This window comes from Geotoga petraea (assembly GCF_900102615.1).
Lineage (GTDB): Bacteria > Thermotogota > Thermotogae > Petrotogales > Petrotogaceae > Geotoga > Geotoga petraea.
Genome location: NZ_FMYV01000004.1, coordinates 140,086 through 154,578 on the forward strand (window position 1 = coordinate 140,086; position 14,493 = coordinate 154,578).

14 protein-coding genes are annotated in these 14,493 nt (G+C 31.2%); 1 reads left to right on the forward strand and 13 read right to left on the reverse strand.

Annotation, left to right across the window (positions count from 1 at the left end):
- The first annotated feature begins 39 nt into the window (after nt 1-39).
- On the forward strand, nt 40-2,211 hold the full coding sequence (gene glgB, locus BLS00_RS05890) for a 1,4-alpha-glucan branching protein GlgB (RefSeq protein WP_091403612.1): 2,172 nt from the start codon (nt 40-42) through the stop codon (nt 2,209-2,211).
- Nucleotides 2,212-2,253: 42 nt separating this feature from the next.
- Here the strand turns inward: glgB and BLS00_RS05895 are convergent, their stop codons facing one another.
- From BLS00_RS05895 to BLS00_RS05955, 13 genes are all read right to left on the reverse strand, one after another.
- Complete coding sequence (locus BLS00_RS05895) at nt 2,254-3,090, reverse strand: carbohydrate ABC transporter permease (RefSeq protein ID WP_091403613.1); 837 nt, start codon at nt 3,088-3,090, stop codon at nt 2,254-2,256.
- Nucleotides 3,091-3,094: 4 nt separating this feature from the next.
- Nucleotides 3,095-3,970, reverse strand: coding sequence for a carbohydrate ABC transporter permease (locus BLS00_RS05900; RefSeq protein WP_091403615.1), 876 nt, complete (start codon nt 3,968-3,970; stop codon nt 3,095-3,097).
- Nucleotides 3,971-4,027: 57 nt separating this feature from the next.
- Nucleotides 4,028-5,245, reverse strand: coding sequence for an ABC transporter substrate-binding protein (locus BLS00_RS05905; RefSeq protein WP_091403616.1), 1,218 nt, complete (start codon nt 5,243-5,245; stop codon nt 4,028-4,030).
- A gap of 158 nt (nt 5,246-5,403) precedes the next feature.
- Nucleotides 5,404-6,765, reverse strand: coding sequence for an MFS transporter (locus tag BLS00_RS05910; RefSeq protein WP_091403618.1), 1,362 nt, complete (start codon nt 6,763-6,765; stop codon nt 5,404-5,406).
- Nucleotides 6,758-7,912: a galactokinase gene (locus BLS00_RS05915; RefSeq protein WP_091403619.1), complete on the reverse strand. Its 1,155-nt coding sequence runs from the start codon at nt 7,910-7,912 to the stop codon at nt 6,758-6,760. The genes BLS00_RS05910 and BLS00_RS05915 overlap by 8 nt, the downstream gene beginning before the upstream one ends.
- Nucleotides 7,912-8,901 carry a galactose-1-phosphate uridylyltransferase gene (gene galT / locus BLS00_RS05920; RefSeq protein WP_091403622.1) on the reverse strand — a complete coding sequence of 330 codons (990 nt, stop codon included), beginning with the start codon at nt 8,899-8,901 and terminating at the stop codon, nt 7,912-7,914. The genes BLS00_RS05915 and galT overlap by 1 nt, the downstream gene beginning before the upstream one ends.
- A gap of 12 nt (nt 8,902-8,913) precedes the next feature.
- Nucleotides 8,914-9,927, reverse strand: a complete 1,014-nt coding sequence (locus tag BLS00_RS05925; protein ID WP_091403623.1) for a LacI family DNA-binding transcriptional regulator — start codon at nt 9,925-9,927, stop codon at nt 8,914-8,916.
- A gap of 155 nt (nt 9,928-10,082) precedes the next feature.
- Nucleotides 10,083-10,979, reverse strand: coding sequence for a DUF1385 domain-containing protein (locus BLS00_RS05930; protein ID WP_244885740.1), 897 nt, complete (start codon nt 10,977-10,979; stop codon nt 10,083-10,085).
- Nucleotides 10,972-11,214: a hypothetical protein gene (locus tag BLS00_RS05935; RefSeq protein ID WP_091403626.1), complete on the reverse strand. Its 243-nt coding sequence runs from the start codon at nt 11,212-11,214 to the stop codon at nt 10,972-10,974. Before BLS00_RS05935 ends, BLS00_RS05930 begins: the two co-directional genes overlap by 8 nt.
- Nucleotides 11,211-11,492: a stage V sporulation protein S gene (locus BLS00_RS05940; RefSeq protein WP_091403628.1), complete on the reverse strand. Its 282-nt coding sequence runs from the start codon at nt 11,490-11,492 to the stop codon at nt 11,211-11,213. The genes BLS00_RS05935 and BLS00_RS05940 overlap by 4 nt, the downstream gene beginning before the upstream one ends.
- A gap of 74 nt (nt 11,493-11,566) precedes the next feature.
- A complete protein-coding gene (locus BLS00_RS05945; RefSeq protein WP_091403629.1) occupies nt 11,567-13,021 on the reverse strand; it encodes a GGDEF domain-containing protein in 1,455 nt (484 codons plus the stop codon).
- A 74-nt stretch (nt 13,022-13,095) separates the two neighbouring features.
- Complete coding sequence (locus tag BLS00_RS05950; protein ID WP_091403631.1) at nt 13,096-14,253, reverse strand: 2-oxoacid:acceptor oxidoreductase subunit alpha; 1,158 nt, start codon at nt 14,251-14,253, stop codon at nt 13,096-13,098.
- Between the two features lie 13 nt (nt 14,254-14,266).
- Nucleotides 14,267-14,491, reverse strand: a complete 225-nt coding sequence (locus tag BLS00_RS05955) for a 4Fe-4S dicluster domain-containing protein (protein ID WP_091403633.1) — start codon at nt 14,489-14,491, stop codon at nt 14,267-14,269.
- Between the last annotated feature and the right edge of the window lie 2 nt (nt 14,492-14,493).

Sequence of the window (14,493 nt, forward strand, 5' to 3'; positions counted from 1 at the left end):
TTTAAAATAAATTATAAGCTTTTAAAGGGGAGGATTTTTATGGCTATATTGAGTCAAGAAGAAATTTTTAACTTATCAAATGGTAATCTACACGACCCTTATGTGTATTTGGGAATGCACAAATATAAAAAAGGAGTAGTCGTTAGGACTATGCAACCATTTGCAAAAGAAGTAAAGGTTACCTCAAAAAAATTCAGAAGATATATGAAAAAAATAAGCGATTCAGGTCTTTTTGAGTTGTATATTCCAAATGTTGACATTGTAAATTATAAGTTTAAATGCACTGATTACGAGGGAAACAAATGGGAAGTAATAGACCCATATCAATTTTTACCTGTGATTTCAGATTATGACAGACACCTATTTAATGAAGGAAATCATTATGAAATTTATGATAAATTAGGTTCTCACAACATGAAAATAAATGGTCATAAAGGAACTTTATTTGCTGTTTGGGCACCAAACGCAAAGAGGGTTTCAGTTGTTGGAAATTTCAACAATTGGGATGGAAGAGTTCATCAAATGAGAATGCTTGGTTCTTCTGGTATATGGGAAATTTTTATTCCTAATTTATCTGAAGGTGATTTATATAAATATGAAATAAAGACTAAAGAAGACTATATTCTTTTAAAAATAGACCCTTACGCAAACTTTTTTGAAAAAAGACCTAAAAATGCTTCAATAATATACGATCTTGAAGGAAAACATCAATGGGAAGACGATCAGTGGATAAAAAAAAGAGAAAATACAAATTGGCTTGAAGAACCTATGAGTATATACGAAGTTCATTTAAACTCTTGGATGAAAACAGAAAATGATGAATTTCTTAACTATAGAGATATAGCAAAAAATTTAGCAAATTATTGTAAAGAAAATGGTTTTACTCATATCGAATTAATGCCTATTGCAGAGCACCCTTTGGACATGTCTTGGGGCTATCAAGTGACAGGATATTTTGCGCCTACAAGTAGATTCGGTACTCCAGAGGATTTTATGTATTTTGTTGACTTGCTCCATAAAGAAAATATTGGAATTATTCTTGATTGGGTCCCAGGGCACTTCCCTAAAGATGAATTCGCACTGGGTAGATTTGATGGAACAGCTTTATACGAACATTTAGATCCAAGACTTGGTGAACATATTGATTGGGGGACTTATATTTTCAATTACGGAAGAAATGAAGTTAAAAATTTCTTAATTTCTAATGCATTATTTTGGTTGAAAAAATTCCATATAGATGGCCTTAGAGTCGATGCTGTGGCTTCGATGCTTTATTTAGATTATTCAAGAGAGGGAAAGGATTGGATACCTAATCGATTTGGTGGAAGAGAAAACCTAGAAGCTATTGATTTTTTAAAACATCTAAACTCTGTTACTTATAAATATTTCCCAGGTACACTAACTATAGCTGAAGAATCTACTGCTTTTCCTGGAGTTACAAAACCAGTTGATCTCGGAGGTCTTGGTTTTGCAATGAAATGGAACATGGGATGGATGAACGATAGTTTAGAATATATGAAAAAAGAACCAATATACAGACAATACCATCAAAATGATTTGACCTTTTCAATTATGTATGCTTTTTCTGAAAATTTTATCCTATCCATTTCTCATGATGAAGTAGTTTATGGCAAAAAATCGTTGGTAGATAAAATGCCTGGAGATGACTGGCAAAAATTTGCAAACCTCAGATTGTATTTATCATATATGTATGCTCACCCTGGGAAAAAGCTATTATTTATGGGACAAGAGTTTGGCCAATGGAAAGAATGGGATTTCGAACATTCTCTTGATTGGCATATTTTACAATACGAAAACCATAAAAAAACAAAGGATTTTGTTAAATATTTGAACAACATATACAAAACTAACGAACCTTTTTATAAGATTGATTTTAATTATGAAGGATTTGAATGGATTGATTTTAGTGACAATGAAAATAGTGTTATTTCCTTTTTAAGAAAATCAAATGATGAAAAAATATTATGTGTATTTAATTTTACACCTGTCCCAAGAGATAATTATAGAATAGGAGTCCCAGAAGAAGGACAATATGAATTGATATTTAATTCAGATTCAAAAGATTTTTGGGGGAGTGGTTACGATATCAAAAATTCTGTCACTTCTGAAAAAATAAGATGGCAGGGAAGGGATAATTCTATAGTATCAAATTTACCGCCTCTTTCAGCTATTTTCTTTAAAATAAAATAACAAATAAAAAATAATGTCATCTCTTTGAGATGACATTATTTTTTATCCTTTTACTGCTCCAACAGTTAAACCGTCGATAAAATATCTTTGAAAAAGTAGAAATACTACCAATGGAACAATAGCTGCTATTAACGATGCGGCAGATATAATATTCCAGCTTGTAACCCATTGACCTTGTAAATTTACAAGTCCCAAAGTTACTGGTTTTAAACTATCTGATTGAAGTAGTATTAAAGCCCAAAGATAATCGTTCCATATCCATGTAAATTCTAATATACCCAAAGCTGCCATTGCTGGCAATGAAAGGGGGAGGGCAATTTTTCTATATAGTGTAAAATCATTAGCTCCATCCATTTTCGCTGATTCAAAAATACTTTTTGGAATTCCTATCATGAAATTCCTCAAGAAAAACGTACAAAATCCCAATTGAAAGGCTACATGAAAAAGTATAACTCCTTGAAAAGTGTCATAAAGCCCAGTCTGCTGAGAAAACTTGTAGACCGGTATCAATAACATTTGAAATGGTATAAGCATACCCGCAACAAATATGATCAAAACTATTTTTGACATTTTAAATTTATAAAAAGATAAAGAAAAGGCTCCTAAACTTGAAACAAATAAAGTCCCTATTACAGAAGGAACTGTAATTATGAATGTATTCCTAAAATAAGTTTTCATATTTCCCTGTTCCCAAGAGTTGGCAAAATTTTCCCATACCAATTGTTGAGGTGGTTTCCACCATGAAGTCGAAGCCATTATCTCATCCATCGATTTTAAAGATGTAAAAGTAGTTATGAAAAACGGGATAAGCCAAACTATCACTATTAAAAGCGATAATATGTAAAACATCATTCTAATTGATAATTTTCTATTTTTCATTTTCTCACTCCTCGTTTTTCATTACATTTAGTAAATACAATATAATAAACCCAAATGTTATTGCAAATTGTATAACAGCTATTGCAGATCCATACCCCATCCTGTAATTGTTAAAAGCTTCTATATACATAAAATTTGCTAAAACGGTTGAACTATGGAAAGGGCCTCCTTTTGTCATAACAAATACAATATCAAAGGCTCTTAAAGAATCTATAATACTTACAGTTACTGCAACTATCATAGAAGGCCTTAAGGCCGGCAAAATTATATTCCAAAACCTCTGCCAAGCATTGGCACCATCGACATAGGCAGCTTCAACTTGGTCTTTGCTAACATTTTTCAATCCTGCTAAAAACAAAACCATCACATATGGAATTTGCCTCCAAATAGCTGCAAATATAAGGGAAAAAGTAACAACCTGAGGGTCTGAAAGCCATGGTGTAATTAAAAAGTCTAGCCCTATCGCATCAAGAAATGAGTTCAAAGCTCCGTATTGTGGTTCATATATCCACGACCACATAGTCCCAATTACTACAAATGATAATGTCATTGGTAAATAAACTAATGTTTTGAATAGTTTACTGCCAGGTAGTTTCATATCCAAAAGCATTGCAAAACCAAGTCCTACTGGTACAGGTATGATAATAAATAATATAAACCATTTAATATTGTTCATTAAAGCCGTTATGAATATTCTGTCTCCAAACAACATTCTAAAATTATCTAAACCAATAAAATCTATATTTTTACTCAAACCGTCCCAACTTGAAAAGCTATAGATAAAAGTTCTTCCTATTGGAACTAATACCCAAATTATATACATTATAAGTGGTAAAGCTAAAAATGCCCATGGAACCCACCATCTCTTTTTAGTGAGCATAAAATCACCTCATTAAATCTTAAAAATATAGGGGGAGATTAATCCCCCTGGCAATTATTAATTATAAATTCTTTGTCTTATATTTTCCAAGTTTTCCAAAATTGCATCGATTCTGTTTGGGAACATCATGAATTCAACAAATCCATTCATTGCATTATTTGCCATTTCTGGATCCATGTCTCTATCAAAGAATTGCATAACTCCATCTGATTCAAGAATCATATCCATACCAGCTTGTGCGTGGGCATCTGGCGGAGTAACTTTTTTATTGGCAGCTAATCTACCTAATTCATCAGCAAAATACTGTTGAGATTCTTTCCCAGCTATGTATTTCATAAACAATTTTGCATCTTCAATATTTTTAGCATTTTTTGGTACCATAAATCCATCAATTGGAGTATCTTCATAAACCCCTACATTTGAGTCTATTATTGGGAATCTAAAGAAATCTATATCGTCTTTTACATTTTCTGGTGCAACATCTTTTATAAATTGACCCATTAGGTACATTCCAGCTTCTCCAGTAAAAAGTCTATTTGCAGCTTCTTGCCAGCTGTATGCAGAGTGATTATTAATAAAGTATCCTTTATCTACCATTTCTTTCCAGTATTCAAAAACTTTTTTAACTCTTGGATCTGTAAATGGAACTTTACCTGCTGTAAATTCCGTGTGGAATTCGATGCCATTAATTCTCATATTTAAATAGTCAAACCATCCACCGGCTGTCCATAAAAATTTTGTTCCAATAGCCATAGGGATTTTACCGTTTTCTTTTAAAGTTTCATTTACTGCCATAAATTCATTCCATGTTTTTGGAATTTCTAAACCTAAATCTTTGAATACAGCTTTGTTATAATAAACTCCCCACCAGTACCAGCTTTGAGGAATAAAATAAATGTTGTCTTGATAAGCCGATGCAGTTCTAAACGCTTCTGGGAATTCCTCTTCAAAACCATTAGGAAAAATATCATCTAATGGTTCCAAAAATCCTTTTTCTGCAAAATATCTCATTCTTTCTCCTGCAAACCAAGTAACAACATCAGGTGCATTGTTAGAACCTAACCAAGTTCTTAATAGTGTTTTAAAATCTTCATGTGCAAAAGTATTAACAGTTACATCAATTTCTGGATACATTTCTTCAAAATCTGCAACTAATTTAGAAAATACTTCTTTAGGTGCTGGATCTGACATGTATGAGTTTATAACCAAAGTTCTTGCTGAAAAAACAAAAAGTACCAAAGTTAATATCGTTAAAGTTAACGTTAACTTTTTCATTGTTACACCCCCTGTGTGTGAAATTGAATTTCTTAATAAAATCTTACAATATTAAATAACTATTTACAAATTCAGATAAGTCTATCTAGCCATAATTATTCTCAATTATTAACGTTAACGTTCACTATGAATAATAAATTACAAAAATGAATATATTTTTAATCTTTCTTATTAACACTAAGCATTTTCTTTTCATCGTACATTAAAAAAAATATTAAACCTAATAAACTGAAAGCGGCTGCTACAGGCCCTGTTAACCTAATGCCTAATGAATCTCCAATATCTTTTCCAAATAACAATAAAGAAGAAAATATAAACATGGATAGCATTTGACCTATTTTAGACATAAGAGTTCTTACACCATAAAAAATAGCTTCTTTTTTATTACCTGTAGTGACAGCATCATGTTCAGCTATATCTGATAAAATTGCATTTGGTAGTATCCCAAAAACTGCCATTGGAAATGCTGCTAAAGCTATTAAAACATATATTTGAATAGTATTAGGTATAAACCATATATCCATTCCTAATGTGAATACAAGTAAGTACATGATTGTGAAAAAACTAAAAGCTATAATCATCAATTTCTTTTTACCTATCTTTCTTGCAGTTAAATTTACAAATGGATAGAATAAGAAAGACAACACTCCTAATAAAATAAATATTGTTGAATATAAACTTTCAGGTAACTCAAGTAAAACTGTTATGTAATAAATCAAACCTGTTTGTAGAATGGTCAGAGCTAAAAAATATGAAAGATCAGAAATAGCAAAAACTCTAAATTCTTTTTTTGAAAAGGCTGATTTTAAAGCTTCCATCATATTTATTTCTGATGGTTTTGATTCCGAATATTTTCTTTCATCTATAAACCATATAGGAAACATCAAAAATAAAAAAGAAAGTCCAGCTAATCCAATAAAAGTATATCTAATAGCTAAAACCTTATCTATTCCCATTTCAGCTAATTTATTCCATATCATTGCTGCTTGAGAAGCTACTGCAGTTCCAAGAAAAAACGTAACTGATATATATGTAGATAAATTTAATCTTTCATTTGCAGTTTTCCCCAATTCTGGTATGAGTGCAAAATAAGGAGTAACATACATTGTGTAGAATATATAAAAAGTCAATAATGTGATAGTTAGCCAAACTACATTAAACCCACTAATATAATCTACTGGTGGCCAGAATATCAGTACAGTTAAAACAGAAAAAGGTATAACTGCAATTTTTAAAAATGGAATTCTTCTACCTTTTGGAGATTTATGTCTATCTGATAAAGTAGCAATCCACGGATCTGTTATAGCATCTAGCGCTCTTCCTGCAATGGTTATTAATCCAATAATTGTAAAAATTCCAAATATATTCCCTTGAGGAATAAAATAAGGTATTTCTGCACTTTCTGGTGGTGAATAAAAATAAACTAAATAAGAATTAATTAGTCCCATTAAAATAGCCCAACCTAATTGGCCTATAGAAAATGCTATTTGTTTTGACAAAGGCAATTTTGGTCTATCCATCAATATCCCCCCCTAATTTTTTAACTCCATCATTAATATTACTTATATAGAATGACGGTTTATATCCTATTTTTTCAAAATATTCTTTAGATATATTTCTTTCAAAATTTTCTATTTCATCTTCTTTTACTAAAGCTATAGCACAGCCACCAAAACCTGCCCCTGTCATTCTTGCTCCAATACAACTTTCTTGTTTTTGGGAAGAATTAACTATTGTATCAAGTTCTATGCCTGTAACTTCAAAATCTTCTTTCAGTGATTTATGCGACTGGTTTAAAAGTTCTCCAAATTTTTTCAAATCGCCCTTTTTAAGAACTTCTATAGATTCTAAAACTCTTTTTTCCTCTGTTATCACATGTTTTGCCCTTTTTCTAATGATGGGATCTTTTATATATTTCAAATCATCAATACTTGCTTCACACAAGTTATTTATATCTTTTTTTGAGTTTATCAGTTCAAAAGCTTTTTCACACTGATATTTTCTTTCATTATAAGATGAACCAGATAATTCTCTCTTTTTGTTAGTATTTATTATTACCAATTTATAATTTTTCAAAAATACTGGAACATATTCATAGTTTAAACTGTGAGTATCTAACAAAATCCCATGATCTTTTTTCCCAAATACTATTGAAAATTGATCCATTATGCCGGATTGGACACCAATAAATTCATTTTCAACTTTTTTCCCCAACAAAGACAACCTTTTTTTAAAATCATCATTATTTTTTCTTTCTGAAGAAATTATATAGCCAATTATCATTTCTAACGAAGCTGATGAGGATAATCCTGCTCCATCTGGTAGATTCGATTTCAAGTATATATTTAAAGATTTTTTTGGGTTTTCAATGAATTTATACATTCCCCTTGCATAATTTCCCCAACCATATTTTTGATCGAACTCTATTTTTTCTTTGGGATCTATTACAACTTCATTCTCAAATGATTCAGATTTGATAACTATAAGATCATCATTTCTTTTTCCAACTGCAGCCGTTATCCCAATTGAAAGTGCTGCTGGAAAAACATTTCCTCCATTATAATCTATATGCTCACCAATTAAATTGACCCTACCAGGTGCGAAATATAATTGGACTTTTTGACTAGGCTCATCAAAATACCTTCTGTATAAATCGACAATATTCATTATATCCCTTCTTTTTCCCTATAGCTATCTATAGCCTTTTTTAAAACAGGAGCCGTATCTTCAACAGCCATTGTATTGGCTGCTGCCCACGCTCCCATTTCAGAAGAAGCATACCATTTAATTTTGTTTTCATCTCTCAACGGAGGGTAAAATTCTATATGAAAATGATAATAATTTTCTGAATCTTTGTATTTTTCTGAATTAACGGGAGTTTGATGAATAACCATCATGTATGGAAATTTTTTATGAAACATACTATCAAATCCTCCCGTTAAAATCTTCAAGGCTTTTGCCAAATCTTTTTTTCGCTTCGAGCTAAAATCTACAAAATTAGATATATGATCCTTAGCTACAATAAAAGCGCCATATGGATAATCTGTAAAAAATGGTAAATAAACTAAAAATGATTCGTTTTCGTAAAGAATTCTTTTTTTATAATCTGTTTCCTTTTCATTCATCTCACAAATTAAACATTTTTTATTTTCTTCATAATATTCTTTAGAACTATCCAATTCTATTTTAATTTTTAATGGGATCCAAGAATATGCATAGAGTTGTCCGTGTGGATGTGGCATTGTAACTCCAACTTCTTCTCCTCTATTTTCAAAAGGAAAAACATATTTTATTTTCCTGTCTTTTGATAATTCTTCATTTCTCTCAATCCACAAATTCACTAATTTCTCTATATGCCAAAGTGGTAATTCCGGAAGAGTTATATAATGATCAGGTGAATATAGAATAACTTCACACTTTCCATAATTTTTTTCTACTTTGTAAACACTCTCTGATTCGAGATCGGGTATATCTGGATTTTGTTTTAAAGCTGGAAAGTCGTTGTCATATTTTAATACGTCATAATCATCGGGTACATTTTTTGCTTCTCCCGGACAAAAAGGGCACCAATCTTTTGGAAGATGAGGCCTTTTTTGCCTGTTATTTGCAACCATTGTGTATGTTTTCAACAAAGGATTCCATCGTAACTCAGCCATTTTTTTCACCTCTTATTCAGTTGATTTTCTCTCTATCAATTCAACATCCAAAGTTATCTGCATAGTTGTTGAATCTATATTTTCTATTCTCCTTTTCAACATGTTAAAAGCTTCTTTTCCCATTTTGATCTTATTAACAAAAATAGTTGTAAGAGATGGAGAAAATATTTTAGAAAAACGTATGTCATCGTATCCAACTACTTTAACATCATTTGGAACATTTATGTTTTTCTTTTTTAAGCTTTCAATGGCTCCGTAAGCTATTAAATCATTATAGCAAAATATTCCATCTACTTTTTCCTTATCTACAATTTTTTGAACTATATTTTCTCCTTCTTCAAAGTATAATCCTTCATGCAATTTATTAATATTGACTATATTCTTATATTCAATTTTGTTCTCTTCTAAAGCCTTTAGATATCCTAACTCTCTATTTTTACCCGCAGTATTAAACTTTTCTGCAGAAATCATGATTATTTTTTTACAACCTTTTTTGATCAAATGTTCTGTTGCTAAAAAACCACCTTTTATTTCGTTATTATAAATTTCATCAACATTCCAATTTTCAACTCCTCTACCGACAAGAACTACAGGGTACTTTTTGGTAAGAAGCTTTTCAATATCTTCATATTTATTCTGCATAGGGAAAAGTAATATTCCGTCCACTCGTCTCTCAATCAAAGTGGAAATAGCTTTCTCTTCAAATGAGTATTTACCTTCAGTGTTTATTATCATCGTTTGATAATCATTTTTTCTTGCCTCTTCTTCTATTCCTTTAAAAACTTCAGAAAAGAAAGGATTTGATGAATCAGGTATTATCACACCGATTATCTTAGAACGTTGAGTTTTTAATATTGAACCAAAAGAATTTTTTATATACCCCAATTCTTTTGCTTTTTCTAATATTTTTTCCTTTGTTTTTTCATTTATATCTGGTTTATCATTTAAAGCCCTTGAAACTGTATTTATGGAAACTCCAACAGCTTTTGAAATATCTTTGATAGTAACGTATTTTTTTTGTTTCAAAAAGAATCACCTCTTTAACGGTAACGTTCACGGTATTAATATAATACACCAAAAAAAAATCTCTTCAAAATAGAGATTTGTTAAAATAATAACTGGTTATCGATATTATTCATCTAAAATTATAGCTAATTAAAAATAAAGAAAAAAGAACAGACTTATAAAGTCTGTTCTTCAAGATTTATTTGAACTTCACCATCAAAATTTTCATCTAAAGCGTATTTAAGTGAAATTAAACCTATTTTTAATTGTTCTTCATCTGGTTCTTTTGTTGTAATCTTTTGCATCATCAAACCTGGAAAAGCAAGCACCCTACCTATTTTTGTATTAATGATCTTCGCTGTAAATCTTTGAAATTCATAAGCAAGGCCAGCTACCAATGGGAGAAGAACAACTCTTGAGATAATCTTTTCCCACATAGAACTCCAACCTAATCCACCTGATATTGAGAATACCACTATAGATGCAAAAACTGTCAGCAATATAAAACTTGTTCCACATCTTGGATGTAATGTGGTATAAGGTTTTGCATTCTTTACAGTTAAATCTTTATTATTCTCATAAGTATATACACTTTTATGCTCTGCACCATGATACTCAAAAACCCTTTTTATATCTTTCATTAGAGATATTACATAGATATAACCAACTACCAATACGGCTCTAACCACACCTTCTAAAACTGCAAACCAAAATTCCGATTGAATGTTAAAGGGCTTTGCTATTAGGACCGGTAATACGCCAAATCCTCCTGCTGCAACAACCACAGCTATTAAAATAGCAAATACCATATCTTTATTGGTTATTTCTTCATCTTCTTCTCCAGACATCTTTGCAGAATAAGATAAAGCAGTCATTCCGGTTATCATTGCATGTAAAAGAACAAAAAATCCTCTAATCAGGGGTATTTTTTCTATAAACCCCCAGGATTTATCTTTTAATTTTTTTATAGCTATTTTTCCTTCTTTTGTTTTTACAGCCACAACAGTATGAATTCCTTTCATCATTATTCCTTCTATAACTGCCTGGCCACCAACAAATTTTGGTTTATCCATTATCTACCAACCTCCTGGCTATTTCTTCGGCAACTCCATCCTCAGTAACCAGATAATAAAATTTCAATGCTTCTTTGTCTGTTTCATTACTGGAATACAAAAGCTTTGAAGCTTTTTCCCTTAATTCATTCCTACCCTTTTTTGTCATATTTAAAACATCACGTATTATTACAATAAGCCGCGTGTCTCTATTACACGCGGCGACTATTTCAGTAATAATTTTTTCATCAATCATTCTCTTGGTTCTTCCACCTGTTTAACAGCTACTTTAAATTTTATTCCAGTTCTTGTTTCTTCACCAACTTCCACTTCAACAAATCCTGGAATAACATATATTTCTTTTTGTTCATTTTCAATAAATCTTCTCGCAATTGCAATTGCTTTAACTGCTTGGTTTACAGCCCCGGCTCCTATAGCCTGAATTTCAACTTCATCAGTCTTTGAAAGAACTCCTGCGATTGCCCCTGCAACTTTATTTGGCGCTGAAGAATGACTGACTTTTAAAATTTCCATCTCGAGCTTTCCCCCTTCATGTGTAAATTCTTATATATATTTTACCATACAATTAATTCTTTTCAAAATAAATATTATAATAAAGTTATATTATTTTTACCTTTTCTCTTTGAGTCATAAAGAAACTCATCTGCTCTTTTTACACAATTATAGATATTTTCATTAGTTTTGTAAACAGCTCCAGCTGAAAAAGACGCCTCTGTCGATCCATTAAAGTCCATTTGAATTGCTTTTATTATATCGTACATAATTTCTTCATTCACATCATTCAAAAAAAGAACAAATTCATCTCCTCCATATCTAAATATATGGTCAGATCTTCTTATATGCTTAAAAACAATCTCTGAAAATTCCATCAAAATTTTATCCCCATAATCATGTCCGAATTTATCGTTTATTTTCTTAAAATCGTCTATATCTATCATTATTATTCCTATATTCTCTTCATTTGATAAGGTTATTTTGTCTAAATATTTTTCAAAACTGTTTCTATTTCCAAACTTTGTAAGAATATCTTGGCCTGCCTCAAATCTCAAAGATTCTACAGATATCTTATTTTCCCAAATGATAGAAGCTTGTTTTGATAAATAGTCTAATATTTCAAGCTGTTCTTCTGTTATAGGTTTAAAATTATACCTGTTATCACATAAGATAAACCCAAAGATTTTATCATCAAATATAATAGGACTAAAAGCTATTTCTCCAACTATATTTAATTTTTTGGAAGCTAAATGTTCTACAAGGCTTCCGGGTATTTTTATTGCCTTGTTGCCTTCTATTGCTTCGTTCATAAATTCGTTGTTCAAAATCTCATCTTCATCTAAAGTCACATCTACTATATCCCTTTCAAAATCTGAAAAGAAGTTTGGATCGTAATTTTCCAAAGTAGTTGAAATGTCTACCCTCAAGTCTGTAAAAGATTTCCAGGACTTTTTGGCGCTTTCAATATCTTTATCCCCTATTGCTCTAAGAACTTTGAACTTATCTCCCACCTTTTTAAAAAGTATCGCTCTATTAAAAGCCCCGCCAAAACCCGCTGTTATACCAGTCAAGATTGAAAATATTAATTTGTCTATTGTGGTTTCGATTTTCGTCGATTCTTCTACAATCATGTTGATATTGTTCAAAATGTGTGCTAATTTACTACCTCTTAAAAGGCACATTGTGATAACAGAGGCTACGATATCTGAAGATTTTTTTATAATATACGATATTGACTCATTAATTTCTTTAACCAACACATCATATGGTATTTCTACTGTTTTCTCATCTGAATAGAAGTATATTCTCTGTTCGTATTCATTGCCAATCTCAACAACTTTTTTCAAGTTAAAAGAGTTAAAAGCTTGATTAGCCCTTATCATTTGGTAAACAGTTTCTGGTACTTTTTCTGGATCTTCATGTAAGTAAATATCCATTCCAAAAGAACTATAAAAATTCTTATCCAAGCTATTTAATAAATACATTAATCCTGGATCTATGTACGCTGCAATTATTCTATGTTTATATTTTTCATAATTAAAATTCATATTATCTCCCTCTAGAAAAAAACTTCGGATACAATACTAATTATACCCGAAGTTTTTTAAAAATAAAAATATGATCACATTTCAGTTATTTGAATCCATGTTTTTATTATAGATTTTAATATTTCGTCTGGTGTAAAAAGTTCACCGTTTGTCTTAGTCAAGGATTCTATGTGTTTATTTTGTTTGTTCAATTTAGACATTTCATGTACGTATTGCCCTAAATTCAATTCAGGAACAATTACCGCTGTTGAATTTCTAAAAATCCTTTTTATTCTTGATGTCGGTACTGGCCACATTGTTATTGGTTTAAACAATCCAACAGGAATTTTATCAGCTCTAGCTTTTTTAACAGCCCTTAGAGCGCTTCTTGCTGTGGAACCATAAGCAACAACAACTATCTCAGCATCATGAAGCATGTATTCATCGTAAATTGAAATTTCTTCAGTGTATAATCTGATTTTTGAATCCAAATGATCTATCATCTTTTGTGACATGTTTGGATTTCTAACTGGAAATCCCGTTTCGTCATGAACTAATCCTGATACATGGAATCTTGTTTTACCCATTTCTGCTAAAGGATTAATCGCTGCAGAATCTTCTACATCAAAAGGATGGAATAGCTCTTCATCTTCAATGTCTTTTTCTTTAATTCTTTCAATATTTTCAGGATATTCGTCTTCATAATCAAGATAAAAACTTTCTCTCATATGTCCTAAAGTTTCATCCATCAATAACACAACTGGCGTTCTATACTTTTCAGCATAGTTAAATGCAGTTATAGTATGTTTATAAACTTCTTCAACCGTAGATGGATAAATTACTATAATTTGATGGTCTCCATGAGTTCCCCATCTAACTTGCATGATATCGCCTTGTGCAGGCTTTGTAGGCATTCCCGTGCTTGGCCCCCCTCTCATAACATCCACAAAAACACAAGGAGTTTCTGTCATTATTCCGTAACCAAGAGCCTCTTGCATTAATGAAAACCCTGGTCCACTAGTTGCAGTCATAGATTTTTTACCTGCTAAAGAAGCTCCAATTATAGCTGCTGCACTGGCTATTTCATCTTCCATCTGTATAAATGTCCCTCCAACTTTTGGAAGTTCTCTGGCCATTGTTTCTGCAACTTCAGTGGATGGAGTAATAGGATATCCTGCAAAAAACCTACATCCAGCTGTTATAGCTGCTTTTGCTGCGGCTTCATTACCTTGCATGAAATACATTTTCCCCATTTAAAACACCACCCTACTCATTATTATCTTTTTCTTGTTTTTCTACAACATTTATTGCAAAATCAGGACATATTCTTTCACATTGCATACATCCTATACATTTATCTTGATCTGGAATCTCAGGCCTTCCATAATCTCCCCCAATAATAGTTTGCGCAGGACAAACCCAATAACAAAGGCCACATTTTTTACAATATCCCCTGTTTATTTCTACAATATAACTTTTTTTGGTTGGCATTA

Excerpts from the sequence above, each read along its gene's own strand:
- glgB (WP_091403612.1), top strand. The coding sequence starts at position 40 with ATGGCTATATTGAGTCAAGAAGAAATTTTTAACTTATCAAATGGTAAT.
- BLS00_RS05895 (WP_091403613.1), bottom strand. The coding sequence starts at position 3,090 with ATGAAAAATAGAAAATTATCAATTAGAATGATGTTTTACATATTATCG.
- BLS00_RS05900 (WP_091403615.1), bottom strand. The coding sequence starts at position 3,970 with ATGCTCACTAAAAAGAGATGGTGGGTTCCATGGGCATTTTTAGCTTTA.
- BLS00_RS05905 (WP_091403616.1), bottom strand. The coding sequence starts at position 5,245 with ATGAAAAAGTTAACGTTAACTTTAACGATATTAACTTTGGTACTTTTT.
- BLS00_RS05910 (WP_091403618.1), bottom strand. The coding sequence starts at position 6,765 with ATGGATAGACCAAAATTGCCTTTGTCAAAACAAATAGCATTTTCTATA.
- BLS00_RS05915 (WP_091403619.1), bottom strand. The coding sequence starts at position 7,912 with ATGAATATTGTCGATTTATACAGAAGGTATTTTGATGAGCCTAGTCAA.
- galT (WP_091403622.1), bottom strand. The coding sequence starts at position 8,901 with ATGGCTGAGTTACGATGGAATCCTTTGTTGAAAACATACACAATGGTT.
- BLS00_RS05930 (WP_244885740.1), bottom strand. The coding sequence starts at position 10,979 with ATGGATAAACCAAAATTTGTTGGTGGCCAGGCAGTTATAGAAGGAATA.
- BLS00_RS05935 (WP_091403626.1), bottom strand. The coding sequence starts at position 11,214 with ATGATTGATGAAAAAATTATTACTGAAATAGTCGCCGCGTGTAATAGA.
- BLS00_RS05940 (WP_091403628.1), bottom strand. The coding sequence starts at position 11,492 with ATGGAAATTTTAAAAGTCAGTCATTCTTCAGCGCCAAATAAAGTTGCA.
- BLS00_RS05945 (WP_091403629.1), bottom strand. The coding sequence starts at position 13,021 with ATGAATTTTAATTATGAAAAATATAAACATAGAATAATTGCAGCGTAC.
- BLS00_RS05950 (WP_091403631.1), bottom strand. The coding sequence starts at position 14,253 with ATGGGGAAAATGTATTTCATGCAAGGTAATGAAGCCGCAGCAAAAGCA.
- BLS00_RS05955 (WP_091403633.1), bottom strand. The coding sequence starts at position 14,491 with ATGCCAACCAAAAAAAGTTATATTGTAGAAATAAACAGGGGATATTGT.